Origin of the sequence: Streptomyces sp. VNUA24 (assembly GCF_029167005.1) — a bacterium.
In the GTDB taxonomy this organism is placed as follows: Bacteria; Actinomycetota; Actinomycetes; order Streptomycetales; family Streptomycetaceae; genus Streptomyces; species Streptomyces scabiei.
In genome coordinates this window covers 6,164,161-6,189,367 of sequence record NZ_CP119143.1, presented here as the reverse complement: position 1 = coordinate 6,189,367, position 25,207 = coordinate 6,164,161, and the positions used below count along the sequence as shown (strand labels likewise).

General features: G+C 70.7%; 26 protein-coding genes. 16 read left to right on the top strand and 10 right to left on the bottom strand.

The window, feature by feature from the left end; all coding sequences use genetic code 11:
* Position 1 precedes the first annotated feature (1 nt).
* From PYR72_RS26495 to PYR72_RS26485, 3 genes are read right to left on the bottom strand one after another with little or no spacing between them, the layout of a single operon-like run.
* Positions 2–310: a hypothetical protein gene (locus PYR72_RS26495; protein WP_275457628.1), complete on the bottom strand. Its 309-nt coding sequence runs from the start codon at positions 308–310 to the stop codon at positions 2–4.
* Between the two features lie 56 nt (positions 311–366).
* A complete protein-coding gene (locus tag PYR72_RS26490; protein WP_275457627.1) occupies positions 367–567 on the bottom strand; it encodes a DUF397 domain-containing protein in 201 nt (66 codons plus the stop codon).
* Positions 564–1,394 carry a helix-turn-helix transcriptional regulator gene (locus PYR72_RS26485; protein WP_275457626.1) on the bottom strand — a complete coding sequence of 277 codons (831 nt, stop codon included), beginning with the start codon at positions 1,392–1,394 and terminating at the stop codon, positions 564–566. The genes PYR72_RS26490 and PYR72_RS26485 overlap by 4 nt, the downstream gene beginning before the upstream one ends.
* Before the next feature lie 149 nt (positions 1,395–1,543).
* Between PYR72_RS26485 and PYR72_RS26480 the strand changes: the two genes are divergently transcribed.
* The 3 genes from PYR72_RS26480 (at position 1,544) to PYR72_RS26470 (ending at position 3,072) form a co-directional block, all read left to right on the top strand.
* Positions 1,544–1,780 (top strand): hypothetical protein, encoded by a 237-nt coding sequence (locus tag PYR72_RS26480; protein WP_275457625.1) that lies wholly within the window; start codon positions 1,544–1,546, stop codon positions 1,778–1,780.
* A complete protein-coding gene (locus PYR72_RS26475) occupies positions 1,777–2,052 on the top strand; it encodes a hypothetical protein (RefSeq protein WP_275457624.1) in 276 nt (91 codons plus the stop codon). Before PYR72_RS26480 ends, PYR72_RS26475 begins: the two co-directional genes overlap by 4 nt.
* Positions 2,053–2,211: 159 nt before the next feature.
* Positions 2,212–3,072 carry a hypothetical protein gene (locus PYR72_RS26470; protein WP_275457623.1) on the top strand — a complete coding sequence of 287 codons (861 nt, stop codon included), beginning with the start codon at positions 2,212–2,214 and terminating at the stop codon, positions 3,070–3,072.
* Between the two features lie 107 nt (positions 3,073–3,179).
* On the opposite strand, the gene PYR72_RS26465 is transcribed toward PYR72_RS26470, so the two are convergent.
* Complete coding sequence (locus PYR72_RS26465) at positions 3,180–4,982, bottom strand: bifunctional metallophosphatase/5'-nucleotidase (RefSeq protein ID WP_275457622.1); 1,803 nt, start codon at positions 4,980–4,982, stop codon at positions 3,180–3,182.
* A 274-nt stretch (positions 4,983–5,256) separates the two neighbouring features.
* Here PYR72_RS26465 and mshD point away from each other — a divergent pair, with 274 nt between their 5' ends.
* The 10 genes from mshD to PYR72_RS26415 all read left to right on the top strand — a co-directional run bounded on the left by mshD (position 5,257) and on the right by PYR72_RS26415 (position 15,307).
* Positions 5,257–6,183 carry a mycothiol synthase gene (gene mshD, locus PYR72_RS26460; RefSeq protein WP_275457621.1) on the top strand — a complete coding sequence of 309 codons (927 nt, stop codon included), beginning with the start codon at positions 5,257–5,259 and terminating at the stop codon, positions 6,181–6,183.
* Between the two features lie 121 nt (positions 6,184–6,304).
* Positions 6,305–6,718, top strand: a complete 414-nt coding sequence (locus PYR72_RS26455; RefSeq protein ID WP_275457620.1) for a GntR family transcriptional regulator — start codon at positions 6,305–6,307, stop codon at positions 6,716–6,718.
* A complete protein-coding gene (locus PYR72_RS26450) occupies positions 6,715–7,614 on the top strand; it encodes an ABC transporter ATP-binding protein (protein ID WP_275457619.1) in 900 nt (299 codons plus the stop codon). The genes PYR72_RS26455 and PYR72_RS26450 overlap by 4 nt, the downstream gene beginning before the upstream one ends.
* On the top strand, positions 7,611–8,612 hold the full coding sequence (locus PYR72_RS26445; protein WP_275457618.1) for an ABC transporter permease: 1,002 nt from the start codon (positions 7,611–7,613) through the stop codon (positions 8,610–8,612). The genes PYR72_RS26450 and PYR72_RS26445 overlap by 4 nt, the downstream gene beginning before the upstream one ends.
* Positions 8,609–9,589 carry an ABC transporter permease gene (locus PYR72_RS26440; RefSeq protein WP_275457617.1) on the top strand — a complete coding sequence of 327 codons (981 nt, stop codon included), beginning with the start codon at positions 8,609–8,611 and terminating at the stop codon, positions 9,587–9,589. Before PYR72_RS26445 ends, PYR72_RS26440 begins: the two co-directional genes overlap by 4 nt.
* A gap of 470 nt (positions 9,590–10,059) precedes the next feature.
* Complete coding sequence (locus tag PYR72_RS26435; protein WP_275460521.1) at positions 10,060–12,294, top strand: RNA degradosome polyphosphate kinase; 2,235 nt, start codon at positions 10,060–10,062, stop codon at positions 12,292–12,294.
* Positions 12,275–13,378: a CHAD domain-containing protein gene (locus PYR72_RS26430; RefSeq protein WP_275457616.1), complete on the top strand. Its 1,104-nt coding sequence runs from the start codon at positions 12,275–12,277 to the stop codon at positions 13,376–13,378. Before PYR72_RS26435 ends, PYR72_RS26430 begins: the two co-directional genes overlap by 20 nt.
* Entirely contained in the window at positions 13,375–13,797 is a 423-nt protein-coding gene (locus PYR72_RS26425; protein ID WP_275457615.1) for an NUDIX hydrolase, read from the top strand. The genes PYR72_RS26430 and PYR72_RS26425 overlap by 4 nt, the downstream gene beginning before the upstream one ends.
* Before the next feature lie 396 nt (positions 13,798–14,193).
* Positions 14,194–15,027, top strand: coding sequence for a hypothetical protein (locus tag PYR72_RS26420; RefSeq protein WP_275457614.1), 834 nt, complete (start codon positions 14,194–14,196; stop codon positions 15,025–15,027).
* A 94-nt stretch (positions 15,028–15,121) separates the two neighbouring features.
* Complete coding sequence (locus PYR72_RS26415; RefSeq protein WP_275457613.1) at positions 15,122–15,307, top strand: hypothetical protein; 186 nt, start codon at positions 15,122–15,124, stop codon at positions 15,305–15,307.
* Between the two features lie 116 nt (positions 15,308–15,423).
* Here the strand turns inward: PYR72_RS26415 and PYR72_RS26410 are convergent, their stop codons facing one another.
* Entirely contained in the window at positions 15,424–15,789 is a 366-nt protein-coding gene (locus PYR72_RS26410) for a metal-sensitive transcriptional regulator (RefSeq protein WP_013002575.1), read from the bottom strand.
* Between the two features lie 188 nt (positions 15,790–15,977).
* Between PYR72_RS26410 and PYR72_RS26405 the strand changes: the two genes are divergently transcribed.
* Positions 15,978–16,598, top strand: a complete 621-nt coding sequence (locus tag PYR72_RS26405; protein WP_013002574.1) for a DUF47 family protein — start codon at positions 15,978–15,980, stop codon at positions 16,596–16,598.
* Positions 16,599–16,605: 7 nt separating this feature from the next.
* Entirely contained in the window at positions 16,606–17,604 is a 999-nt protein-coding gene (locus tag PYR72_RS26400; RefSeq protein WP_059084245.1) for an inorganic phosphate transporter, read from the top strand.
* A 121-nt stretch (positions 17,605–17,725) separates the two neighbouring features.
* Here the strand turns inward: PYR72_RS26400 and pstB are convergent, their stop codons facing one another.
* The 4 genes from pstB to pstS form a co-directional block, all read right to left on the bottom strand.
* Positions 17,726–18,502, bottom strand: coding sequence for a phosphate ABC transporter ATP-binding protein PstB (gene pstB, locus PYR72_RS26395; protein ID WP_037726303.1), 777 nt, complete (start codon positions 18,500–18,502; stop codon positions 17,726–17,728).
* An 88-nt stretch (positions 18,503–18,590) separates the two neighbouring features.
* Positions 18,591–19,646, bottom strand: coding sequence for a phosphate ABC transporter permease PstA (gene pstA, locus PYR72_RS26390; protein ID WP_275457612.1), 1,056 nt, complete (start codon positions 19,644–19,646; stop codon positions 18,591–18,593).
* Positions 19,643–20,650 carry a phosphate ABC transporter permease subunit PstC gene (pstC, locus tag PYR72_RS26385; RefSeq protein ID WP_275457611.1) on the bottom strand — a complete coding sequence of 336 codons (1,008 nt, stop codon included), beginning with the start codon at positions 20,648–20,650 and terminating at the stop codon, positions 19,643–19,645. The genes pstA and pstC overlap by 4 nt, the downstream gene beginning before the upstream one ends.
* Before the next feature lie 136 nt (positions 20,651–20,786).
* Positions 20,787–21,917: a phosphate ABC transporter substrate-binding protein PstS gene (gene pstS / locus PYR72_RS26380; RefSeq protein ID WP_275457610.1), complete on the bottom strand. Its 1,131-nt coding sequence runs from the start codon at positions 21,915–21,917 to the stop codon at positions 20,787–20,789.
* Between the two features lie 679 nt (positions 21,918–22,596).
* Between pstS and PYR72_RS26375 the strand changes: the two genes are divergently transcribed.
* Positions 22,597–24,156, top strand: coding sequence for an FAD-binding oxidoreductase (locus PYR72_RS26375; protein ID WP_275457609.1), 1,560 nt, complete (start codon positions 22,597–22,599; stop codon positions 24,154–24,156).
* Positions 24,157–24,327: 171 nt separating this feature from the next.
* Here PYR72_RS26375 and PYR72_RS26370 read toward each other — a convergent pair whose 3' ends face one another.
* Complete coding sequence (locus tag PYR72_RS26370; protein WP_275457608.1) at positions 24,328–25,056, bottom strand: phosphatase PAP2 family protein; 729 nt, start codon at positions 25,054–25,056, stop codon at positions 24,328–24,330.
* Between the last annotated feature and the right edge of the window lie 151 nt (positions 25,057–25,207).

Sequence of the window (25,207 nt, the reverse complement as noted above, 5' to 3'; positions counted from 1 at the left end):
ATCACCCGGTGTGCCCCCGGTCCGAGCGCGTCGTCCGGCGGCCGGAGAGCATCTTCTCGGCAGCCATCGCGTAGACGTTGGCCAGTACGTCCGGCCCGTTGTCGAACTCCTCGTCCGTGAGCGTGCACCCCATCTGCTCACGCAGCACCTTGCGATCAGCCGCGACCCGCTCCGCGATCTGCTGCGCCGTCGGCTGCTCCTTGGCCAGCTGCTCGATCAGCCGGCCAAGGGTCATACCGCGTTCCTCGGCCACCTGGGCGAGATGATCACGGGCTTGCTTGGACACCTGGATGGTGGTGGTCTCTGTCATGGCCTCACCGTAGGACCGGGGGCGCACCGTTCCGGCCCGCATTCACCCGAAGGTGCTCAGTCCGCCGCGACGCCCTCGACGAAGGCGGACCAGGCACCGGCGGTGAACAGGAGGGGACGGCGGTCCGGGGCCTTGCTGTCCCGGACGGGGACTATGCCGGGGACTTCGTCGGCGACTTCGAGGCAGTTCGTCCCGCCCCCGTCGCTGTAGGACGACTTGCGCCACGCAGCGGCGCCGAGGTCGAGGGTCCGGTTCATGATCTGCGCTCCTCCAGAAGTCGTTTGATGAACGCGATCGACTCGGCCGGAGGCAGCGCCGCGTCCCGAACGAGATCGTAGGACAGCCGGAAGGCCAGGACCTTGTCCGGATCATCGATCAACTCGCCGATCCCATTGCCCTCCACGTACGCGACGGGATCGCCGGTCCGCTGCCAGAAAAGCCAGAGGTGGCTGTCCATGAGGTCATGCACACCGGCCGCCCAGGGAACGACCTGAATCGTGACGGAGGGCAACTCCGCGGTCTCCACCAAGTGCGAGAGCTGGTCCTTCCACACCTTCACCTTCGGCACGGGCCGCACCGCCCCCTCGTCGAGGATCACGCGGACGCTCGGCGCCGGGTCTCGGTACAGCAGTTCCTGCCGCCCCAGCCGCGCAGCCACCTGCTCCTCGATCGCATCGCTGTTGCCTGCCGTTGTCTGGGCTCCAGACAACCCCGACAACACCGTGCGGGCGTAGTCCTCGGTCTGCAAGATGCCCGGCACGCGGAGCTGGAACATCCACATGACCCGAGCCGTCGCCTCCAGCTCCATGAACGCCTTGTACTTGTCCTTGATCACCTCCTTGCGCGCGTCCCGCCAGAGGCGAACCAGCAGGCCACCCGACTCGTAGTAGGTGTCCAGGTCCTCCATCACCGCCCGCTTGGAGAGCCGCTCCCCCTTCTCCAGGCGATAGAGATAGCTCTTGTCGTACGAGGTCTCCGACGCCAGCTGGGTCAGCGTCTTGCCCGCCTTCTCGCGCAGGAGGAGCAGGGTCCGCCCCAGCGTGACACGCCCCGACTCGTCCTGTACGTCAACCAGTTCGCCCACGTCACCCCTCACCGTTGTCTGGGGCGCCAGACAACGCCGACCCCCTTCCGCAGCGTAGGACCCAGCCGTGACGATCAGGACACGAACGGTCATCACCGCTCGTCAGGACGACCCTGAAAAAACCCTGAGACGAAAGCCGAGGCACCGCCATGCGCGCACTCCTCGTCCGGCTCTGCGAGGCACTGCTCCGCTGGGCCGCGCCCGGTCCCCCGCCACCCGAGGCGGAGGAGCCGACGGAACCCGCCCCTCCTCCCCCGCCGCACCGGCCCGACGACATCTGGCCCTTCGAGCGCTACGACACCCTCGTACGGCCCTACGTGCTCAGCGCGGAGGAGCTGTACAGCCACGACGTCTTCGGCTACCACCGCATCGAGGTCCCGGCATGAGGGACGGACTGCGTCTGCTGCCGTGGACCACCCCAGACGGCAAGCCCTGCTATCTCGACCCGGACACCGCCCACCCCGGCCCCCTCTCCCTCCTCGCGGACAGTGTGGAGGTGTCCCAACTCGGGTCGGCGGAAGCGGTGCTGGCCGGGAGCAGGGCCGTACTGGCGGACGCGGCGGCCGGGGAGCGGGCGGTGCGGTTCGCGCTGACACGGGCGGCGGAGTCGCTGGAGGACGTGCTGCGGATCGCGGTCAGCAGGGGCGGCCAGTCGTGACGTGTTCGTGACATGTTTCTGAGAAGAGCCGGAGGAGGCTCTGACGCCGCTGTGAGGTCGGTCGTGTTCCCTACCGGGGAGTTCTTCGAGTTCCTCGTTCCCCAGACGACCGAACCGGTGGCTGCCGACGCCGGCGTACATCCGTAGGAGCGCACAGCTATGCGAACCGCACTCAAGGTCAGGGCATCCCTCAAGAAGGGCGCCCTCGTCGCCGCCTCCACCGCGCTGGCCGTGTCCGGCCTCCTCGCCGGCTCCGGCTCGGCGCAGGCGGCCGGCGGGCCCGGCGGCGCCACGAACATCCGGGGCGTGGACCCCGGCAACACCGACTCGATGATCGAGCGGCTCTGCGGCCAGAGGACGAGCCTCACGGGCGTGTACGGCGCGCTCAACGTCCGTACGGGTCAGTTCAAGACGCGGGACGAGTACCTGCGGGACGTCGTCGGCCTGTGGCTGCCGGCCGGCGACTGGGAGACCTTCCGCGGCTGGTGCGGCAACGCGCAGGCGTCGACCTGGTCCACCACGGGCGCCCCCGTCCGTACCTCCCCCTGGATCGGCAACCGGGGCTCGAAGGACGACAAGGAGACCTTCGTCAGCAGCTACAGCACGAAGACGTTCGCGAAGAAGAGCGTCGGCGCGGAGATCAGCCTGTCCGTGGCCAAGAGCATCTTCTCCGGCAGCGCGGGCGGCAGCTTCTCGTACGAGTGGGGCTGGGAGAAGTCGTCGAGCTTCGAGCGCCGCAGCGAGAAGACCATCCCGCCGTGCACGCAGATCGCCGTCACGTGGACGCCGTTCCAGCGCGTGGTCCGCGTCAACCCGATCTTCTACGTCGAGGACTACTCCTGGAACAAGGGCAACGGCGAGAAGACCGTCCACACCTGGCGCAACCGCTCCTACCGCACGATCTACTCGTACGGCTACTACATCGACGGCACCTCCGACAAGCTCCTGCCCAACGGCCAGCCCGACGGCCGCGAGGACAAGTGGGAGCAGAAGCTGGACCCGAAGACCTGCGCCAAGTGAGGCTCCCGCCCGCCCGCGCGCCGCGTCGGTGACGAAAAAGGTTCCCCGCACCCCCCAGGAGGGGCGCGGGGAACCTTCTTTGCCGAGCGGCCCGCGGGGCGGGGTGACTAGTTGAGGATCGTGATCCGGTTGGCGGCCGGGGGCGCGATCGGGCTGCTCGCCGAGGAGTTGGCCAGCAGGTACTGCTCCAGCGCGCTGAGGTCGTCCGCGCCGACCCGGTCGTTCGTGCCCAGGCCCAGGGTGGTGAACCCGTCGCCGCCGCCCGCGAGGAAGCTGTTGGTGGCGACACGGTAGGTGGCGTTCGGGTCGATGGCGACGCCGTTGAGCTTGACGGTGTCGGCGAGGACGCGGTCGGCGCCGGACTTGCGCAGGTCGAGCGTGTACGTCAGACCGGACGACGGCAGCAGCACCTTCGGCGCGGCGGTGTTCGAACCGCTGACCTGCTCCTTGAGGACCTGGATGATCTGCGAGCCCTTGAAGTCTTGCAGGTTGACCGTGTTCGAGAACGGCTGGACCGTGAAGCCCTCGGCGTAGGTGACCACGCCGTCGCCCTCGGTGCCCTTGGCCGCGTAGGTGAGCGGCGCGCGCACACCACCGGGGTTCATCAGCGCGAGGTCGACCTCCGGGTCCAGCGACTTGCCGTACCAGTACTGCGCGTCGGCGATGAGGTCACCCATCGGCGACTCGGTGCCGGTGCTGGGCACGTCGGCGGAGATGTAGCCGATGGCGCGGTTGCCGATGGGGGCGGCGAGGGTGTTCCACCTGCTGATGAGGGCCGTCATGTCGGCGGCCTTCGGCACGGTCCGGGTGACCACGTGGTTCGCGGACTTCACGGCCGTACGGGCGATGTCGCCGGTCACACGGTCGTACGTCAGCGTCGTGTCGGTGTAGAGGCGGCCGAAGGACGCGGCCGAGGTGACCATGCGCGGCTTGCCCGCCGGGTCGTTGATCGTGCAGGCGTACGCGGCGTGCGTGTGGCCCGTGACGAGGGCGTCGACCTTCGGCGTGATGTTCTTGGCGATGTCGACGATCGGACCGGAGATGCCGTCACCGGCGCCGGGCGAGTCGCAGTCGTAGTTGTACGACTGGGAGGCGGGGGCGCCGCCCTCGTGGATCAGCGCGACGACCGACTTGACGCCCTGGTCCTCCAGCTCCTTGGCGTACTTGTTGATCGTCTCGACCTCGTCCTTGAACTTGAGGCCCTTGACGCCCTCGGCGGAGACGACACCCGGGGTGTCCTCCAGCGTCACACCGATGAAGCCGACCTTGACGCCGTTCTTCTTCCACACCCAGTAGGGCTTCAGGAGCGGCTTGCCGGTCTTCTCCTCGATGACGTTCGCCGCGAGGTACGGGAAGTCGGCGCCCTTGAACTTCTTGCCGTCGACGTAGCAGCCGTCGACCTTGTGGCAGCCGCCCTTCTGCAGACGGCGCAGTTCCTTGGCGCCCTCGTCGAACTCGTGGTTGCCGACGCTCGTGACGTCGAGGTCGAGCCCGTTCAGCGCCTCGATGGTGGGCTCGTCGTGGAACAGGCCCGAGATCAGCGGGGAGGCGCCGACCATGTCACCGGCGGCGGCCGTGATCGAGAACTTCGCGTTGGCCTTGCGGGCCTCGCGCAGGTGCGTGGCCAGGTACTCGACACCACCGGCGTTGATCGTCGTGGTCGTACCGTCGTGGTGCAGCTCGGTCACCCGGCCCGAGGAACCGGCCGGCGGCTCCAGGTTGCCGTGCAGGTCGTTGAACGACAGCAGCTGCACGTCCTGGTAGCGCGGCTTGGTCTTGCCGGGCTTGTGCGACGGCGCCTCACCGGCGCTCGCCGGCATCGCGGCGGCCAGCGCCCCGACGGTCGCCAGGCCGGCCGCGGCGGCGAGGATCCGATTGCGGCGGCGCCGCGCTTGGGGTGTGGCTGACATGTGCCCCCCTGGATTCGTGAGAAGTAAGGAAAACGTGAGAACAGGCCCCGTCGGCCCGAAGCGTAGGGTCAACGCGCGTAGCGCGACAGGGGGTTCATGGTTACGACCTGGTTGCCATCAAGGAGGACTGGTGACGAAAGGGGGCGAACGGCGCGCCCCGAAGGGGTGCGGGGACCTGCGCGACCAGCCAGATTCAAGCCGCACCCGCAAAGACCGCGGAACCGGCCGGGCTCATAGGCGCGCCCCCACCGCACCCCCGGTTAATCTCGAACCCATGACCAGCGACGACACGGCCCAGCCCAGCGGAGCGCGCCGCATCGAGACCCGCCCGGACCTGACCGCCGCCCAGAAGGACGCCGTACTCGCGCTGCTGGACGAGGCCGCCCAGGTGGACGGCCAGCAGGCGGTCTCCGAGCAGGGCCGCCTCCAGCTCCGCGGCGGCCCCCGGGAAGGCGTACGCCACCTCCTCCTCAGCGTCGGCGAGGATCTGGTCGGTTACGCCCAGCTGGAGGACAACGACCCCGTCGAGGCGCCCGCCGCCGAGCTGGTCGTCCACCCCTCCCATCGGGGTCACGGCCACGGCCGGGCCCTCGGCTCCGCCCTGCTGGCCGAGTCGGGCAAGCGCCTGCGCGTCTGGGCGCACGGCGGCCACTCCGCCGCCCGCCATCTCGCCCAGGTCCTCGGCCTGACCCTCTTCCGCGAACTGCGCCAGATGCGCCGCTCCCTGACCGACTTCGACCCCGCCGAGCCGGTCCTGCCCGAGGGAGTCACCGTCCGCGCCTTCGTCCCCGGCGAGGACGACGCGGCCTGGCTCGCCGCCAACGCGGAGGCGTTCGCCCACCACCCCGAGCAGGGCTCCCTGACCCAGCGCGACCTCGACGACCGCAAGGGCGAACCCTGGTTCGACCCGGCCGGGTTCTTCCTGGCCTTCCGGGGAGAGGAACTGGTCGGCTTCCACTGGACGAAGGCGCACGCCGCGGAACAGCTCGGCGAGGTCTACGTCGTCGGCGTGCGCCCCGGCGCGCAGGGCGGCGGCCTCGGCAGGGCCCTCACCACGATCGGCCTGCGCCACCTCGCCGCCCAGGGCCTGCCCACCGCGATGCTCTACGTGGACGCCGACAACAAGGCGGCGGTGACCGTGTACGAGCGGCTGGGCTTCGTGACGTACGAGACGGACCTGATGTACCGCAGCGAAACCTGAGATACCGCGGCAGACCCTGACGTACCCGGAGATTTCCCCGAGCAGGGGGCGGTGTTGTTGACACCGCCCCCTCTCTTGCACCACCCTTTCACTACTCAATTAGTGAAAGGGTGGTTGTCGAGTGGTCGAGTACCGCATCGACCGGCGCAGCGGTGTCGCCACCTACGTCCAGATCGTCCAGCAGACCAAACAGGCCCTGCGGCTCGGCCTGTTGGAACCCGGCGACAAGCTCCCCACGGCCCGCGAGGTCGTGGAAGCCACCGCGATCAACCCGAACACGGTGCTGAAGGCCTACCGCGAGCTGGAGCGCGAAGGGCTGGTCGAGGCCCGCCGCGGCCTCGGCACGTTCGTCCGGAAGTCGCTGGGCGTCACGCCCGTCGACTCCCCGCTGCGGGCCGAGCTGGACGACTGGGCGGCACGGGCCAGGGAGACCGGGCTCGAACGGGACGACGTGGCGGCGCTCTTCACCTCCGTACTGGACGAGCAGTTCAGCGGGGATCGGCACGACCAGAGGGATCAGGGGGACGAGGCATGACGGGGACCGCGATCGAGGCGGCCGCGCTCGGCAAGAAGTTCGGGTGGCGACAGGGAGGCTGGGCACTGCGCGACTGCACGCTGCGGCTGCCCAGAGGACGGGTGTGCGCGGTCGTCGGACCGAACGGCGCGGGCAAGTCGACGCTCCTGGCCCACGCGGCCGGGCTGCTCGGCCCCACCGAGGGCACCATCGGCGTCCTGGGCACGACCCCGGCGGAGGCGCGCGAGCGCATCGGGTACGTGGCCCAGCACAAGCCCCTGTACCCCCAGCTCACCGTCGCCGAGACCCTGCGGCTGGGCCATGAGCTGAACCCCGGGCGCTGGGACGCGGCCGTCGCCGGGCGGGTGGTGGACGAGGGCGGGCTGGACCGGGCCGCCAAGGTCCGCTCCCTCTCCGGCGGCCAGCGCACCCGGGTCGCGCTCGCCCTCGTGCTCGGCAAGCGGCCCGAACTGCTGCTCCTGGACGAGCCGATGGCCGACCTCGACCCGCTCGCCCGGCACCAGCTGATGGGCACCCTGCTCGCGGAGGCCGCCGAGCACGGCACCACGGTTGTCATGTCCTCGCACGTGGTGGCCGAACTGGAGGGTTCCTGCGACCACTTGTTCCTGCTGGGCGCCGGACGCGTCCGCCTCGCGGGCCCGCTGGACGAGATCCTCGCCGCGCACACCCTGGTCACCGGCCCGGCCGGCGACCTCACCCCGCACACGGTCGTCGAGTCCCGCACGACGGGACGTCAGCTCACCGCGCTCATCCGCCCCCAGGGCCCCGTCGCCCCCGTCTGGCAGACCGCCGAACCGACCCTGGAGGAGCTGGTCCTGGCCCACCTGAGGGCACCTCAGGCACCGGCTCTCCTGCTCGACGACGAGGGTGCCGGGACTCAGGAGGCGGCCGTATGAGCACCACGGTCACCGCGACCCCGGCCGCCCGCCCCGGAAAGCGCGGCCCCGCCCCGGCCATGTCCCCCACCCGCGGCCTGATCCGGGCCACGCTCCGCGTGCACCAGTCGGCGCTGTGGTTCTGGGGACTGCTGGTGGTCCTCGTGGGCGGCGGACTGGTGTGGGCCACCGGACCGGGGCTCGACGCGGCCTGGGCCGACTGGGTCAGAAGCGGCTGCAAGCCGCTCGACTACTGCTCGACGGGCCCCGCCTACTCCAGCTACGAACTGCCCGTCAACCTGGGCTCCGCGATCCTCACCCTCGCCCCCGCCCTGATCGGCGCCTGGGCGGGCGGCGCCCTGATCGGCCGCGAACTGGAGACCGGCACGGCCCAGCTGGCCTGGACCCAGTCCGTCACCCCGGCCCGCTGGCTCGCCGCCAAGCTGGCCGTCCCGGCCGTGGTGATCGTCTCGGGGACGGTGCTGCTGACCCTGCTCAACCGGCTGGTGTGGTCGCGGGAGGAGCGGCTGCGGCACGCCGTGTCGGGCCGGGACTGGTTCGAGTACACCGCCTTCACGGCCAACGGCACCCTCGCCACGGCGTACGCCCTGCTCGCCCTGGCCCTCGGCGTCCTCGCGGGCCTGCTGATCCGCCGTTCCCTGCCCGCGCTCGCCGCCGGGTTCACGGGCGTGGCCGTCGTCATGGGCGTCCTGCGGCCACAGCGCCATGCCCTGTGGCCGGTCGAGACCGTCGTCACCAGGACACCGGAGCCGCACTGGCAGGGCGACCTGGTGGACCGCGGCTACCTCATGGCCTCGGGCGAGCGCATCTCGGACGTGGAGTGCCTGGACGACGTCTGCGGCCCGCCCCACATCACCGGGTACTACGCCGACTACCACCCCTCCTCCCACTTCTGGCCCCTCCAGCTCGTCGAGACCGGCATCGTCCTCGCCGTCACCGCCCTGCTGGTCTGGGCCGCCTTCCGCCTGCTGCGCCGCCGTACAGGAGGAACCGTATGAGCACCGCGACCGTCACCGCGCCCACCGAGGGCACCACGCCCCCTCGCGGCGGCCTGACCTGGACCGTGTGGCGTCTGCACCGCCCGGCGCTGCTGGTGTGGAGCGCGTACGTGCTGCTCATGGTCGGGTGGATGCTCTGGCTGCAGTACGTCACCGGCGCGGACATACGCGCCGAGCGGGCCGCCTGCCAGAAGCTGGAGGGCGGCTGCAAGGACTTCGAGTCGGCCTTCGGCTACTCCATGGGCATGAGCTGGGTAGGCAGCCTGATCGCCTACTCCTGCTACGCCGTGGCCGCCTGGGCGGGGGCCTCGCTCACCGGCCGTGAGCTGGAGCGGGGCACGGCCCAGCTGGCCTGGACCCAGTCCGTCACCCCGGTCCGGTGGCTCACCGTCAAGCTCGTGGTGCCCGCCGTCGCGCTGACCGCCGGCCTCGCCGTCCTGGTGCCGGTCTACCGCTGGGCCTGGTCCTCGAACCGGGACCTGCGCGGCGACGAGTGGTACTACACCGACCCCTTCGTGAACCGCGGCCCCGTGGTCCTGGCGTACGCCCTGTGCGCACTGGCCGTCGGCGCCCTGGCGGGCCTCGCCCTCCGGCGGGCACTGCCGGCCCTCACCGTGGCCCTCGGCTTCATGGTCGCGTTCCACGCGTGGCTCGACGTGCGGTACGACGAGCTGTGGCCGTCCACGACGCTCACCGGCACCGCCGCCAGTCGGCTGCCGATGACGGCGGACCAGCTGGAGCTGGGCGCGATCACCCGCTCCGGCACTCGCGTGAACGACCTGACCTGCTTCGACGCCGACTCCGACCTCGACTACACCACGTGCATGAGCAAGAACGGCTTCACCGACCTGTACGCCGAGGTGCACCCGGCGTCCCACTTCTGGCCGCTGCATCTCATGATGACCGGCGTCGTTCTCGCCGTCGCCGTCCTCGCCACCGTCGCCGCCTTCCGGCTGCTGCGCCGTCGCGCCCGCTGACGGCCCCCGGCCACAGGCCGGCCCATCGACCCGGCACGCCCCTCCTACGGGGGGAGGGGTGTGCCGACGGCGTACGGAAGGTGAACGGCGCGTGACGGCGGAACGGCGTGCGCCGGGGCCCGGCGCAGGTCCGCGCGGAACCGGCGGGCCTCCCCGCGCTATCCCGCACGTAAGGTCTCCGTAACCGGCGATTAAGACGACCTTGCGACGCTTCGGCAATGAACCCCGTCGTGCCCGAGCCCTCGCCTCCCCCACGCAACGGCCCAAGCAACGGGAAGAGCGCGGGGAACGGCCCCCGTGCGACCGTGCCCGCCGCCCCGGACCACGCCGCCGGTGTCGTCGACGTCGTGGCCCGTATCGACGCCGACATCGCCGAGAACGACGCCGCGAACGCCCTCGCGCCCGTCGCCGCACTCCCACCGGCCCTGTCCGACGCGCCTGTGATGCTCGCGGCGCGGAAGAATGGTGCCATGAGCCAGTCCAACGCCCAGGCAGACCAGGTCCAGCACGCACAGCCGACCGTCGGCTCCATAACGGGCCACCGCCCGCACACGGTGTCGGCCGCGGTCTCCGACCTGGAACCCGACATCGACGCCGACCTCGACGGATACGAGGAGGAGGACCACGGCGGCGCGAGGCTGCCGCAGGGCCGCTTCCTCGACCGGGAACGCAGCTGGCTCGCCTTCAACGAACGTGTCCTGGAACTGGCCGAGGACCCGAACACCCCCCTCCTCGAACGGGCGAACTTCCTGGCGATCTTCGCCAGCAACCTCGACGAGTTCTTCATGGTCCGCGTGGCCGGCCTGAAGCGCCGCATCGCCACCGGCGTCGCCACCAAGTCCGCCTCCGGGCTCCAGCCCCGCGAGGTGCTGGAGATGATCTGGGCCCGCTCCCGTGAGCTGATGGCCCGGCACGCCGCCTGCTTCCACGAGGACGTCGCCCCGGCGCTGGCCGAGGAGGGCGTGCACCTGGTCCGCTGGAGCGAGCTGGCCGAGAAGGAGCAGGCCCGCCTCTTCACCCTCTTCCGCCACCAGATCTTCCCGGTCCTGACGCCGCTGGCCGTCGACCCGGCGCACCCCTTCCCGTACATCTCGGGTCTCTCCCTGAACCTGGCCGTCCGCGTGCAGAACCCGGTCACCGGCACCTCGCACTTCGCCCGGGTCAAGGTCCCGCCGCTGCTGTCCCGCTTCCTGGAGGCGTCCCCGGGCCGGTTCGTCCCGCTGGAGGACGTGATCGGCGCCCATCTGGAGGAGCTGTTCCCGGGCATGGAAGTGCTGGAGCACCACGCCTTCCGGGTCACCCGCAACGAGGACCTGGAGGTCGAGGAGGACGACGCCGAGAACCTGCTCCAGGCCCTGGAGAAGGAGCTGATGCGGCGCCGCTTCGGGCCGCCGGTGCGCCTGGAGGTCGAGGAGAACATCAACCAGGAGGTCCTGGACCTGCTGGTGCGCGAGCTGAAGATCAAGGAGTCCGAGGTCTACCCGCTGACCGGGCCCCTGGACCTCACCGGCCTCTTCCGCATCGCCTCCCTGGACCGGCCCGAGCTGAAGTACCGCAAGTTCGTCGCCGGCGTCCACCGCGACCTGGCCGAGGTCGAGTCGGCGTCCGCGCCGGACATCTTCGCCGCCCTGCGCAGCCGGGACGTGCTGCTGCACCACCCCTACGACTCGTTCTCGACGTCGGTGCAGGCGTTCCTGGAGCAGGCGGCCGAGGACCCGGACGTCCTCGCGATCAAGCAGACCCTGTACCGGACGTCCGGCGACTCCCCCATAGTCAACGCGCTCATCGACGCCGCCGAGGCCGGCAAGCAGGTCCTCGTGCTGGTCGAGATCAAGGCGCGCTTCGACGAACACGCCAACATCAAGTGGGCCCGCAAGCTGGAGGAGGCCGGCTGCCACGTCGTCTACGGCCTGGTCGGTCTGAAGACCCACTGCAAGCTGTCCCTGGTGGTCCGTCAGGAGGGCGACACCCTCCGCCGCTACAGCCACGTCGGCACGGGCAACTACCACCCGAAGACGGCACGGCTCTACGAGGACCTCGGCGTGCTCACCTCGGACCCGCAGGTCGGCGCGGACCTCTCCGACCTGTTCAACCGGCTCTCCGGCTACTCCCGCCGCGAGACCTACCGCCGCCTGCTCGTCGCGCCCAAGTCCCTGCGCGACGGCCTGATCGCCCGCGTCAACAAGGAGGTCCAGCACCACCGTGCCGGACGTCCCGCACACGTCCGCATCAAGGTCAACTCGATCGTGGACGAGGCCCTCATCGACGCCCTCTACCGGGCCTCGCAGGCGGGTGTGCCGGTCGACGTGTGGGTGCGCGGCATATGCGCCATCCGGCCCGGCGTCCCGGGCCTGTCGGAGAACGTCCGGGTGCGCTCCGTCCTCGGCCGCTTCCTCGAACACTCCCGGATCTTCATCTTCGGCAACGGCGGCGAGCCCGAGGTGTGGTTCGGCAGCGCCGACATGATGCACCGCAACCTCGACCGCCGGATCGAGGCCCTGATCCGGATCACCGACCCGGCCCACCGGGCGGCCCTCAACCGCCTGCTGGAGACCGGCATGTCCGACCTGACCTCCTCCTGGCACCTCGGCCCCGACGGCGAGTGGACCCGGCACTCGTACGACACGGACGGCCAGCCCCTGCGCAACGTCCAGGAGATGCTCATTGACGCCCGGAGGCGCCGGCGTGGCACAGCAACACCTTGACCCCACGAACTCCACGGCCGTGCCCGCGGACGCCGTCGCCGGCTATCTGCGGGCCCGGGCCACGGAGTTCCTCCGCGCGCTGCGCACCCACCGGGAGACCGGTGGGGGCGCGGCCGCGGGAGCCGGGGAGTCCGCCGACGCGGCGCTCGCCCTGCGCCGCTCGGCCCGCCGCATCAGCGGCACCCTGCACACCTTCCGCCCGCTCCTGGACACGGACTGGTCGGAGGCGCTCCGCCCCGAACTGGCCTGGCTGGCCGGCACGCTGGGACGCGAGCACGCCTACGCGGCCCGCCTGGACCGCCTGGTGGGCGCCCTCAACCGCCTCTCGGGCGCGGCCCCGTTCCCGGCCCAGCAGGCGATGCCGGCCCGCACCGCCACCACCGTCGCCGCGGGCGGCCGCTCCGCCGCCCGCCCCGCCGCCTCCGCCGTCGGCACCCGCCCCCCGGCCACCCCGGACCGCGGCACCCTGACCGTCGGCGCGGCGAAGGCCGGCGCCCTGCTGGACCGCCAGCTCACCCTCGCCCGCACCCGGGCCCACTCCGCCGCCCTCCAGGCCCTCGGCTCCAGCCGCTTCCACGCCGTCGCCGACAGCGTCGCCGTCCTCGCCAGCGAGGTCCCGCTCTCCCCCGCCGCCCCCACCACGGACCCGCGCCCCCTCGCCGCGGCCGCCCACGACCGCCTGTGCGACGCGGTCTCCGGCCTCCCCCTGCACACGGCCGCCCACCCGTACAACGCCGAGGCCCTCGTCCACGGCCTCTCCCCGGACACCACGCCACACCCCCAGGACGCCCCCTGGCACCAGGTACGGCTCCTGCTGCGCCTGCACCGCTACGCCCTGGAGGTCCTCCACCCCGAGGCCGTCCCCGTCGACGTACGCCTCCTCGCGGCCGGCGAGGCCCTCAACCGGCACCGCGACGCCTCCGAGGCGGGCTCGGCCGCGGCCACCGCCGCCCGCACCCCCCGGATCGCCCCGGCCACGGCCTACGCCCTCGGCGTCCTGCACGCCGACCAGCGTCACGAGGTCGAGGCCGCCCGGTTCGCGTTCCAGCAGTCCTGGCAGAAGGAAGCGGTGAGCACGTCGTGACCGAGAACAGCGACTCCGTCATCCAGGCGGCCGGCTGCGTCCTGTGGCGCCGCTCGCCGGAGGCCGGGGACCTGCGGATCTGCCTGGTCCACCGGCCCAAGTACGACGACTGGTCGCATCCCAAGGGAAAGCTGAAGCGCGACGAGGACGCCCTCACCGGCGCGGTGCGCGAGGTCGAGGAGGAGACCGGCCACCGCTGCGCGCCCGGCCCCCGGCTGCCCACCGCCCACTACGTGGTCAACGGCCGCGCCAAGCGGGTGAGTTACTGGGCGGCCGAGGCGACCGACGGCCACTTCACCCCCAACGACGAGGTGGACCGGATCCTCTGGCTGGACCCGGACGCCGCCCGCGCACGCCTCACCCAGCCCCGCGACCGCGAACTGGTCGACGAGTTCCTGACGGCCCTGCGCCACGCCTGACGGCCCTGCGCCACGCCCGGCGCCCGCCGGCGTCACGTCCGCCCGGCCCGCCGCTCACACCCCGCTCGCCGTGTGCCCCTCCGCGTCCGTCCGGGCCAGGCTCCTGGCCCGCCGGGCGGGCCCGCGCCAGCCGCAGCTGCATCTCGCCACACAGAACCGGCCCTGCTCGACAGTGGTCGTCCGATGCTGTTGCGGGAGTACCGGCTCGCCTTGATGCGCCACACCGACAACGTTACCCAGGACGGGCGGCCCCGATCCCTTCCGCCCCCGCCCGCCCCCGCCGACGGGCACCCGCGCTCCCCGGCCCGCGCGCTCCCGCGTGACGACCTTTCCGGCCTCTCGTTATCCGAACGAGCAGAAGACCCGGTACGGACCCGGCCAGGGGGTTGGCTAGCGATGGCGACGCGGCGGCACAGCAGAACGGGCGCGGCACTCGTCGCGGCGGGACTCCTAGTCGGCGCGACCGGTGTCACCGGCTGCCACCCCGGCGGCCCCGAGGACGACTCCCTCCCCACCGACCCGGTGGACCTGCTGCACCGCGCCGCCCCGGCCCTCGTCCGCGCGGGCAGCTCCAAGGCCCGCACCGAGATGGAGATGGCCACCGGCGGCACCCGGGTCACCATCCACGGCGAGGGCGTCTACGACTACGCCAGACGGCTCGGCCGGCTGAAGGTGCTGCTCCCGCACGACCCCGCCGGCCGCAGCGAGCACCGCCCGATCACCGAACTCCTCGCGCCCGGCGCCCTGTTCATGAAGAACCGGGGTGCGGGCGTGCCCGCCGACAAATGGGTCCGCGTCGACACGGGCACCCTCTCCGACGGCAATCTGGTCACCGGCGGCGCCACCGACCCGTTCGCCGCGGCCGAGGTGCTGCGCGGGACGCGGACGGCGCGGCTCGTCGGCGAGAGCGAGGTGGACGGCACCCGGGTCCGGCACTACCGCGGCACCGCCGATCTGACCACCGCCTCCCGCGCGGCCTCCGAGGGCAACCGGGCCGCCCTGCGGGCCGCGGCCCGGGGCTTCGCCACCGCCCGGGTGCCCTTCGACGCCTATCTCGACGACGAGGGCCGCGTCCGCAAGGTCCGCCACCGGTTCAGCTTCGTCAACGGCGGCAGGCAGGGCACGGTCGCCGTCGCCTCGACGACCCTGCTGTACGACTTCGGCGTCCCCGTCACCGTCCGGCTGCCGCGGCCCGAGGACATCTACGCCGGGAAGATCGCCGAGGAGTAGCGGAGAGTACGGGGCCGGAAATGGTCCGTTGGTGCCATGCGCGGGCTGTGGCCCGCTGCCTACCCTAGGGGTCGGTGGCGGCAGAGAAGAGGTGATGCGCGTGGCTCCGGCAGGCGGTACGGCGGTTCAGGACCACGTGGCCCTCGCCGAGATCGAACTCTGCGGCGACCTCATCATCGCCGCCTCGACCACCGACGGCGACCGCCTCAGCCCCGACCGCATCGACGAGGTCCTGCGCGTCCGGGAAGAGCGCGCCCATGAGGACGGGCCGGCCCGCTAGCGGACGGCCGCACGCGGCGGCACCGTCCGGCGGGACACCGTGACCCCGCCCCGACGATCGCCCCCCGGTGGCCGAAAAGCGACCCCGGGCGACACCCCTCCGGACTCCCCCGGCGCTCAGGTCCGCAGCAGCCGGCCGATCGCCTTCGTGGCCTCCTCGACCTTCGCGTCGATCTCGGCGCCGCCCTTGAGGGCCGCGTCGGCGACGCAGTGCCGCAGGTGCTCCTCCAGAAGCTGCAGCGCGAAGGACTGCAGGGCCTTGGTGGAGGCGGAGACCTGGGTCAGTATGTCGATGCAGTAGACGTCCTCGTCGACCATCCGCTGGAGCCCACGGATCTGTCCCTCGATGCGCCGCAGACGCTTCAGGTGCTCGGCCTTCTGATGGTGGTACCCGTGGATTCCACGGTCGTGGTCGGTCACGACACCCTGCTCCACACCGTCTACGGCCGAGGGCGCTCCCGCGCCGGCCCCTGTGGTCGTCATCGCAGCCTCCAGACATATACCCCTACCGGGTATATGGTAGCGAACTTTGGCGGGTATACGCCCTGCGGGCAGCCCCCGTGCCGACCGATCTGCCTGATGGGCGACACTGGTGGACGGCCCATTAGCCGTGGCCGGATGATGCACCTAGCATCAGCCTGACCGAAACCCATGCATACCGAGGACCCCACGTGCGCTTTCGTCTGACCCCCAGGGAGACGAGCTTCTATGACATGTTCGCCGCATCCGCGGACAACATCGTCACGGGCTCGAAGCTCCTCATGGAACTGCTCGGGGCGGACACCGCCGGCCGGGCCGAGATCGCAGAGCGTATGCGGGCCGCCGAACACGCCGGTGACGACGCCACACACGCGATCTTCCACCAGCTGAACTCCTCGTTCATCACGCCGTTCGACCGCGAGGACATCTACAACCTCGCGTCCTCCCTCGACGACATCATGGACTTCATGGAGGAGGCCGTCGACCTGGTCGTCCTCTACAACGTCGAGGACCTGCCCAAGGGCGTGGAGCAGCAGATCGAGGTGCTGGCGCGGGCCGCCGAGCTGACCGCGGAGGCGATGCCGAACCTGCGGACCATGGCCAACCTCACGGAGTACTGGATCGAGGTCAACCGTCTGGAGAACCAGGCCGACCAGATCCACCGGAAACTGCTGGCCATGCTCTTCAACGGCAAGTACGAAGCCATCGAGGTGCTGAAACTCAAGCAGATCGTGGACGTGCTGGAGGAGGCGGCGGACGCGTTCGAGCACGTGGCGAACACGGTGGAGACCATCGCCGTCAAGGAGTCCTGAACCCTTCATGGACACCTTCGCTCTGGTCGTGACCATCGGGGTCGCGCTCTTCTTCACGTACACCAACGGCTTCCACGACTCCGCGAACGCGATCGCGACCTCGGTGTCGACCCGCGCGCTGACGCCCCGCGCGGCCCTCGCCATGGCCGCGGTGATGAACCTCGTCGGCGCGTTCCTCGGCAGCGGTGTCGCCAAGACGGTCAGCGAGGGCCTGATCTCCACGCCCGAGGGCTCCAAGGGGATGGGCATCCTCTTCGCGGCCCTGGTCGGCGCGATCACCTGGAACCTCGTCACCTGGTACTTCGGCCTGCCCTCGTCCTCCTCCCACGCCCTGTTCGGCGGCATGGTGGGCGCGGCGCTCGCCGGCGGTACGACCGTCTACTGGTCCGGCGTCCTGGAAAAGGTCGTCATCCCGATGTTCGTCTCACCGGTGGTCGGCCTGGTCGCCGGTTACCTGGTGATGGCGGCGATCATGTGGATCTTCCGCCGCGCCAACCCGCACAAGGCCAAGCGCGGTTTCCGGATCGCGCAGACCGTGTCGGCGGCCGGCATGGCCCTCGGCCACGGTCTGCAGGACGCCCAGAAGACGATGGGCATCGTCGTGATGGCGCTGGTCATCGCGGACGTCGAGGACTACGGCGACCCCATCCCGGTCTGGGTGAAGATCGTCTGCGCGGTCATGCTCTCCCTCGGCACGTACGCGGGCGGCTGGCGCATCATGCGCACCCTGGGCCGCAAGATCATCGAACTCGACCCGCCGCAGGGCTTCGCCGCCGAGACCACCGGCGCGTCGATCATGTTCGTCACGGCCTTCATCTTCAAGGCCCCCATCTCCACCACCCACATCATCACCTCGGCGATCATGGGTGTGGGCGCCACCAAGCGCATCAACGCCGTCCGCTGGGGCGTGGCCAAGAACATCATCCTCGGCTGGTTCATCACGATGCCGGCCGCGGCCCTGGTCGCCGCCGCGAGCTTCTGGATCGTGAACCTGGCGTTCCTGTAGGGCCGCACGCCCCCGAGAACGGCGCAGGGCCCGCCCCCGGGAAGACCGGGGGCGGGCCCTTCACCTACCTCGCGGCGGCACCGCCATGCAGCACCACGAGGGGTCCTTCGCGGACGGCGGCCTAGCCGAAGCGCCCGGAGATGTAGTCCTCCGTGGCCTGCACGGACGGGTTGGAGAAGATCCGCTCCGTGTCGTCTATCTCGATCAGCTTGCCGGGCTGCCCGACCGCCGCGAGGTTGAAGAACGCCGTACGGTCGGAGACACGCGCCGCCTGCTGCATGTTGTGCGTCACGATGACGATCGTGAAGCGCTCCTTCAGCTCACCGATGAGGTCCTCGATGGCGAGCGTCGAGATCGGGTCGAGCGCGGAGCACGGCTCGTCCATGAGCAGCACCTTCGGCTCGACCGCGATCGCGCGGGCGATGCACAGCCGCTGCTGCTGGCCGCCGGAGAGGCCGGAGCCCGGCTTGTTCAGCCGGTCCTTGACCTCGTTCCAGAGGTTCGCGCCCTTGAGGGACTTCTCGACGATCTCGTCCAGCTCGGACTTCTTCTTGCCGCCGACCAGCTTCAGGCCCGCCGCCACGTTGTCGTAGATCGACATCGTGGGGAACGGGTTCGGACGCTGGAAGACCATGCCGACCTCACGCCGCACGGAGACCGGGTCGACCCCGGCGCCGTACAGGTTCTCGTCGTCGAGCATGACCTTGCCCTCGACCCGGCCGCCCGGCGTGACCTCGTGCATCCGGTTCAGGGTGCGCAGGAACGTGGACTTGCCGCAGCCGGAGGGGCCGATGAAGGCCGTCACCGTGCGGGGCTCGATGGCCATCGAGATGTCCTCGATGGCCCGGAACGAGCTGTAGTAGGCGTTGAGGCCGCTGACGTCGATTCGCTTGGCCATGGAGATCACTGCTTCTTTCGCGGGGGAACTGGTCGCTGGGTGGCCGCGTCAGCGACCGGCCGCGCGGTACGGCCGCGCGTTGTCCTCGTCATCGTGGGGCCTTCCAACGGGCGATGCCGCGGGCCGCCAGGTTCAGGATCATGATGAAGGCGATCAGCGTCAGCGACGCCGCCCAGGCACGGTCGTACGCCGCTCCGGAGCCGCCGCTCTGCTGGAACTGCAGATAGATGTACATCGGCAGCGACGCCTGCGGGTCGGTGAAGGGGTTCGCGTTGATGTAGTTCGAGCCCCACACCAGCAGCAGGACCGGAGCGGTCTCACCGGCGATACGGGCGACCGCGAGCATCACACCTGTCGTGATACCACCGATGGCGGTCGGCAGCACGATTTTGAGGATGGTGCGCCACTTCGGCACGCCCAGCGCCAGCGACGCCTCGCGCAGCTCGTTCGGGACGAGCTTCAGCATCTCCTCGGTGGAGCGGACCACGACCGGCAGCATCAGGATGGTCAGCGCCATCGCGCCGGCGAACCCGGAGGGGCCCATCCCGAGGATCAGGATCCAGGTGCTGAGGATGAACAGACCCGCGACGATCGACGGGATGCCCGTCATGACGTCGACGAAGAAGGTGACGGCCTTGGCGAGCCGGCCCCGGCCGTACTCGACCAGGTAGATCGCGGTCAGCACACCGATCGGCACGGAGATGACGGCGGCGATGCCCACCTGCTCCAGGGTGCCGAGGATGGCGTGGTAGATACCGCCGCCGGGCTCCGTGGTGGCGACCACACCCATCGAGTGGGTGAGGAAGTAGACGTCGAGGACCTTCACACCGCGGCTGATGGTCTCCCAGATGAGGGAGACCAGCGGGATCACCGCGAGCAGGAACGCGACCCACACGAGGCTGGTCGCGACCCGGTCCTTGGCCTGCCGCTTGCCCTCGACGCGCGCGGCGATGCCGTACGAGCCGAGGACGAAGAGGATGCCCGCGATCAGGGCCCACTGGATGGAGCTCTCCAGGCCGGCCAGCGCGCTGATGCCGAGGCCCAGGGCGACGGAGCCCGCGGCGACCGCCCAGGCGAACCACTTGGGCAGCGACGCGGCCCGCAGCGTGCTCGGGCCCTTCGGGGTGAGAGTGGCGTTGCTCATGCGTTGGCCCCCGAGAACTCCTTGCGGCGGGCGATGATCAGCCGGGCCGCGCCGTTGACCAGCAGGGTGATGACGAACAGGACCAGACCGGAGGCGATCAGGGCGTCCCGGCCCATCTCGGTGGCCTCGCTGAACTTGCTGGCGATGTTCTGGGCGAAGGTGCCGCCGCCCGGGTCGAGCAGGCTGAGGTTGATCTCGAAGCTGGACGACAGGACCATCGCCACGGCCATGGTCTCGCCGAGCGCGCGGCCGAGACCGAGCATCGAGGCGGAGATGACGCCGGAGCGGCCGAAGGGCAGCACCGCCATGCGGATGACCTCCCAGCGGGTGGCACCGAGGGCCAGCGCGGCCTCCTCGTGCATCCGCGGGACCTGGCGGAACACCTCGCGGCTCACGTTGGTGATGATCGGCAGGATCATGATCGCGAGCAGGATGCCGACGGTCAGCATCGAACGGGGGGCGCCGCCCTGCCATTCGAGGATGCCGGTCCAGCCGAGGTAGTCGTTCAGCCAGCCGTAGAGCCCGTCGAGCTGCGGTACGAGGACCAGGATGCCCCACAGGCCGTACACGATGGACGGCACGGCGGCGAGCAGGTCGATCACGTACGCGATCGGGCCGCCCAGCCTGCGCGGGGCGTAGTGCGTGATGAAGAGGGCGATGCCGACCGCGACCGGGACCGCGATGGCCATCGCGATGACCGACGAGACGATGGTGCCGAACGCCAGCACCGCGATGCCGAAGACCGGCGGGACCGCGGTGGGGTTCCACTCGAAGGTCGTGAAGAAGTTGGCCTCGTCCTTGCTGATCGCGAGCGCGGCCCGGTAGCTGAGGAACACGGCGATGGCCGCCATGAGCACCAGCAGGAAGACGCCGGACCCGCGGGACAGGCCGAGGAAGACCCGGTCACCGAGGCGGGTGACGCCACGCTCGACGCGCTGCGGTTCGGCGGACGCGGAAGTCGGTGGGGTGGGGGGAGCGGGAGTGTCTTTGGTCGATATGTCCATCAGGTTCTCCGGTCTGCGGAGCCGGCGCGGTACGGGCGGCGGCTCGGGGCGGAGCCACCCGCGCTGGCGGAGGACTCCTGGCGGCGGTGCACCGGACGGTGCGGTCCGGTCCCGAGGGGACCGGACCGCACTCGGGTCAGCTCAGTTCCGAGATGGTCGAACGGACCTTGGTGATGATCTCCTCGGGCATCGGGGCGTACCCGGCCTCGGAGAGCAGCGCCTGGCCGTCCTCGGACGCGATGTAGGTGAGGAAGGACTTCGTGGCGGTCAGGGTGTCCGCCTTGTTGCCCTTGTCGCAGACGATCTCGTACGTGACGAGGGTGATCGGGTAGGCGCCCTCGGCGGTCGGCGTGTAGTTCAGCTTCAGCGCGAGGTCCTTGCCGGTGCCCACGACCTGGGCCTCGGAGATGGCCTTCGTGGCGTTCTCCACGGTGGCCTTCACCGGGGTGGCGGCGCCGGTCTTGACGTCGACCGTGCTGATGCCGTCCTTGGCGTAGGAGAGCTCCATGTAGGAGATCGCGCCCTTGGTCTCCTTCACGCCCTGCGCGACACCGGAGGAGCCCTGCGCGGACTGGCCGCCCTTGGCCTGCCAGGCCTTGCCGCCCTCGTACTTCCAGTTGTCGGGGGCCGCGGCGATCAGGTACTTGGTGAAGTTGTCCGTGGTGCCGGACTCGTCCGAGCGGTGGAAGGCCTGGATCTTGAGGTCGGGCAGCTCGGCGTCGGGGTTGAGCGCCTTGATGGCCTTGTCGTTCCAGTTGGTGATCTTGCTGTCGAAGATCAGGGCGAGGGTCTTGGCGTCCAGGATCAGGTTGTCGACACCCGGGACGTTGTAACCGACGGCGATCGGACCGCCGACCATCGGCAGGTCGATGCCCTGACCGCCCTTGCAGACCTCCTTGGAGGCCGTGACCTCTTCGGGCTTCAGCGCCGAGTCGGAGCCCGCGAAGGCGATCTGGCCCTGGGTGAACGCGGTGATGCCCGCGCCCGAGCCGCTGCCCTTGTAGTTGATCACGACGTCCTTGCAGGTGCCCTGGTACTGCTTCACCCAGGCGTCGATGGCGTTCTTCTGCGCGGAGGAGCCGTCGGCCAGCAGCTGGCCCTTGGCGTCGCCGCAGTCGATCTTGCCGGCGGCCGCCGGGGTGTCGCCGCTGCCGCTCGCGCCGCCACTGGTGTCGTCGGACCCGCATGCCGAGAGGGTCAGGACGCCGGTGAGGGCGACAGCACCGAGAGAAAGGGCGCGCAGGCGGTTCGTGCGCTGAAGCTTCACTTTCGGGAGTTCCTTCCAGGAGCCGCCGTCCACATGGCGGCGTGCGAAGTCGTCGTATCAGCCTCGGGACCTGCCCGGCCGGTGCCGTCAGTCCCTCGAACTGCTGTCGTCACGGGGTGCACGGCCTGGTTTCGGCCCGCATCCCGCACCGGGTAAGGCCGAAATTAGGCAGATCAGGTGAAGCCGCCGATGGACGGAAGTGAACGGCGAGTGAACCCCTGCCGAAAGTGCGGTGAGGTCACGGAACGCTCACGGGAAGAACACGCGCGGATTCCGATCCCGCGACCCCCGGCCGCGCACCCCACAGGCCCCCAGCGTTCCACACGACCTCACCACTCCCAGACGCTGTAACTCTCCGAACGCATTCAACTACAGAGAGAAACCATCCCCCATCCGGGGCCGCCCTACGCCCCCGCGCGGCCCCCGGCCCGGCCACGGTCCCGACGCGCGACGGCCCGAAACCCCCGGGAGACCCTCACGGAGCCCTCACATCGACGCTCCGGGACCCCGGCGGAACCCGCCGGGGACGGCGGTCGCAGAATCGTGGTCCGAAGGGCCACGGCCCGCGAGGACCGGAAAAGACAGGGAGACACGGGAGACAGGGTCGATTCCGGGAACCCCGTCACCACCCACCCCGTCTCGTTCCACGACCCACCACGCGGCGCACCGGGAGACGCACATGGAACGACGCATGTTCATCGGCGGCGGCGCGGCCGCGCTCACCACGCTGACGGCCTCCGCCTGCACCGGCACGGACCCCGCCCCCGCCGGCCGCGCCACGGACACCTCCCTGCGCACGACCACCACGACCGGCACCGGCATCGCGTCCAGGATCTCCGCCGCCGACTGGTCCGCCCTCGCCCGCGACCTCGACGGCCCCCTCTACCGCCCCGGCGACAAGGCATGGTCCACGGCCCGGCAGCTCTACAACACCCGCTTCGACACCCTGAAGCCCACCGCCGTCGCCTACGTCGCCCACGCCGACGACATCCGTACGACCCTCGCCTACGCCCGGGCCCACGACATCAAGGTGTCCATACGCAACGGAGGCCACTCCTACGCGGGCTGGTCCTCCGGCAACGGACGCCTCGTCGTCGACGTCTCCAAGCTGAACAAGGTCCGCGCCTCCGGGGGCGAGGCCGTGGTGGGCGCCGGCGCCAAGCTGATCGACGTCTACCGCGCCCTGGCCGCGAAGGGGGTGACCATCCCCGCCGGCTCCTGCCCGACGGTCGGCGTCTCCGGCCTGACCCTCGGCGGCGGCCACGGCGTCACCTCCCGCGCCTACGGCCTGACCTGCGACAGCCTCACCCAGGCCACGCTGATCACGGCCGACGGCAAGCAGCTGACCGCGAACGCCACCACCAACAAGGACCTCTTCTGGGCCCTGCGCGGCGCGGGCAACGGCAACTTCGGCGTGGTCACCGAACTCCGCTTCAGGACCCACCCCGCCCCCCAGGGCGTCACCGCGTACCTCACCTGGCCCTGGTCCAAGGCCGCCGCCGTGGTGCGGGCCTGGCAGGAGTGGGGCCCGACACAGCCCGACGAGATCTGGTCCTCCTGCCACCTGGAGAACGGGGGCAGCCCGTCCGTCGCGGTCGCCGCCTTCTCCCTCGGTACCTACGGCGACCTGGAGAACGCCCTCGACCGGCTGGCCGACCGCGTCGGCACCCCGGCCCGCAGCGTCTCCCTGCGGCGCCGCTCGTACCAGGACGCCATGGAGGGGTACGCGGGCTGCGGCTCCTTCTCGGCCGACGCCAAGTGCCACCTGCCCGGCTCCACCCCGGGCCGCTCCCCGCAGGGCGCGCTGGGCCGCGAGACGTACGCGGCACGCTCGGACTTCTTCGACCGCTCGATCTCCTCGGCGGGCGTCCAGACCCTGCTGACCCAGATCACCGGCGTGAAGGGCGGGGCCGGCAGCATCGCCCTGACCGCGCTGGGCGGCCAGGTCAACCGCGTCTCCCCCACGGCCACGGCCTTCGTCCACCGCCGCTCCCGGATGCTGGCCCAGTACCTCGCCTCATGGAAGTCCGGCACCTCCGGCGCGACCGCCCAGTCCTGGCTCGACAAGGCCCACAAGTCCATGGCCCGCCATGCCTCCGGCGCCGCCTACCAGAACTACACGGACCCCACCCTCACGGACTGGAAGAAGGCGTACTACGGGGACGCGGCCCCCCGGCTGACCACCCTGAAGAAGAAGTACGACCCGAACCGCTTCTTCACCTTCCCGCAGGCCCTGTAGGGCCCCGGAGGGGCCTTGAAGGGGCGCGGGGAACTGCGCGAGAAGCCCCACCGGACCCGCGGAGGATGGGGGTCGAAGGGGCGCAGCCCCTTGAGGATGGGACGGGTAGGGGCGGCGGGGGCGAAGAACATCCCGGGCGCACCCGGACACACACGGCACCCGCACGGACCCTCAGGCAGCCAGATCCCGCTCCTCCGCGTCCGCGGAAGCCCCACCCACCCGGGCCCCGGGAATCACCGCACGCCGCCCGTCCCGCCCCCGGGCCCGCACGACCCACCCCACCCGGGGCGAGCGCTCCACGGCCTTCATCAACGGCGTGAGCAGAGCCATCGCGAGCGGCGACAGCAGCAGCACGACCGCGGTGCCCAGCGCGAACCCGCCGATCACGTCGGTCGGGTAGTGCACGCCCATGTACACGCGGATGAACCCGCCCAGCAGACCGATCACCAGCCCGACCATGCCGAACTTCCGGTTGGCGACGAACAGCCCCACCGCCATCGCCATGATCAGCGTCGCGTGATCGCTCACGAAGGAGTAGTCGGTCTTGCCGGAGACCAACACCTCCAGCCCCTCGTGGTCGAGGAAGGGCCGGGGCCGCTCCACGAACCCGCGTATCGGCACGTTCACCAGCACGGCGACCCCGGCGGCGAGCGGCGCCCACATCAACGCGGCCACGGACGCGGCGGCATCCTCCCCGCCCCGCCTCCGCACGCCCCACCAGCACCACAGGATCAGCAGCACCATCGCGAAGAGCAGCCCGTACTCGCCCACGAACTCCATCACCCGGTCGAGCCAGGTCGGCGCGTCCTTGGCGAGGCCGTTGATCTCGTAGAGCAGCTCGACGTCGGGATTCGATCCGGATTCAGCGGCGATTGCGGCATGCGCGGCGAGTCCAGCCATCGTGCTGCGGCCCTTTCGTCATCGTTCTCGCGACCGCACCCTTACGTGCGCCGCGCTCTGCCACCCCCGTGGTACGTAGTGCTTCCGCATGAGCGTCAACGGGCTACGTCAATCAGGAACGCACACTCCCCTTCCATGCGTTCCACCCTCC

What these genes read in the sequence shown, in the direction of transcription:
- PYR72_RS26495 (WP_275457628.1), bottom strand. Translation starts at nt 310, where the DNA reads ATGACAGAGACCACCACCATCCAGGTGTCCAAGCAAGCCCGTGATCAT.
- PYR72_RS26490 (WP_275457627.1), bottom strand. Translation starts at nt 567, where the DNA reads ATGAACCGGACCCTCGACCTCGGCGCCGCTGCGTGGCGCAAGTCGTCC.
- PYR72_RS26480 (WP_275457625.1), top strand. Translation starts at nt 1,544, where the DNA reads ATGCGCGCACTCCTCGTCCGGCTCTGCGAGGCACTGCTCCGCTGGGCC.
- PYR72_RS26475 (WP_275457624.1), top strand. Translation starts at nt 1,777, where the DNA reads ATGAGGGACGGACTGCGTCTGCTGCCGTGGACCACCCCAGACGGCAAG.
- PYR72_RS26470 (WP_275457623.1), top strand. Translation starts at nt 2,212, where the DNA reads ATGCGAACCGCACTCAAGGTCAGGGCATCCCTCAAGAAGGGCGCCCTC.
- PYR72_RS26465 (WP_275457622.1), bottom strand. Translation starts at nt 4,982, where the DNA reads ATGTCAGCCACACCCCAAGCGCGGCGCCGCCGCAATCGGATCCTCGCC.
- mshD (WP_275457621.1), top strand. Translation starts at nt 5,257, where the DNA reads ATGACCAGCGACGACACGGCCCAGCCCAGCGGAGCGCGCCGCATCGAG.
- PYR72_RS26450 (WP_275457619.1), top strand. Translation starts at nt 6,715, where the DNA reads ATGACGGGGACCGCGATCGAGGCGGCCGCGCTCGGCAAGAAGTTCGGG.
- PYR72_RS26445 (WP_275457618.1), top strand. Translation starts at nt 7,611, where the DNA reads ATGAGCACCACGGTCACCGCGACCCCGGCCGCCCGCCCCGGAAAGCGC.
- PYR72_RS26440 (WP_275457617.1), top strand. Translation starts at nt 8,609, where the DNA reads ATGAGCACCGCGACCGTCACCGCGCCCACCGAGGGCACCACGCCCCCT.
- PYR72_RS26435 (WP_275460521.1), top strand. Translation starts at nt 10,060, where the DNA reads ATGAGCCAGTCCAACGCCCAGGCAGACCAGGTCCAGCACGCACAGCCG.
- PYR72_RS26420 (WP_275457614.1), top strand. Translation starts at nt 14,194, where the DNA reads ATGGCGACGCGGCGGCACAGCAGAACGGGCGCGGCACTCGTCGCGGCG.
- PYR72_RS26415 (WP_275457613.1), top strand. Translation starts at nt 15,122, where the DNA reads ATGCGCGTGGCTCCGGCAGGCGGTACGGCGGTTCAGGACCACGTGGCC.
- PYR72_RS26410 (WP_013002575.1), bottom strand. Translation starts at nt 15,789, where the DNA reads ATGACGACCACAGGGGCCGGCGCGGGAGCGCCCTCGGCCGTAGACGGT.
- PYR72_RS26400 (WP_059084245.1), top strand. Translation starts at nt 16,606, where the DNA reads ATGGACACCTTCGCTCTGGTCGTGACCATCGGGGTCGCGCTCTTCTTC.
- pstB (WP_037726303.1), bottom strand. Translation starts at nt 18,502, where the DNA reads ATGGCCAAGCGAATCGACGTCAGCGGCCTCAACGCCTACTACAGCTCG.
- pstA (WP_275457612.1), bottom strand. Translation starts at nt 19,646, where the DNA reads ATGAGCAACGCCACTCTCACCCCGAAGGGCCCGAGCACGCTGCGGGCC.
- pstC (WP_275457611.1), bottom strand. Translation starts at nt 20,650, where the DNA reads ATGGACATATCGACCAAAGACACTCCCGCTCCCCCCACCCCACCGACT.
- PYR72_RS26375 (WP_275457609.1), top strand. Translation starts at nt 22,597, where the DNA reads ATGGAACGACGCATGTTCATCGGCGGCGGCGCGGCCGCGCTCACCACG.
- PYR72_RS26370 (WP_275457608.1), bottom strand. Translation starts at nt 25,056, where the DNA reads ATGGCTGGACTCGCCGCGCATGCCGCAATCGCCGCTGAATCCGGATCG.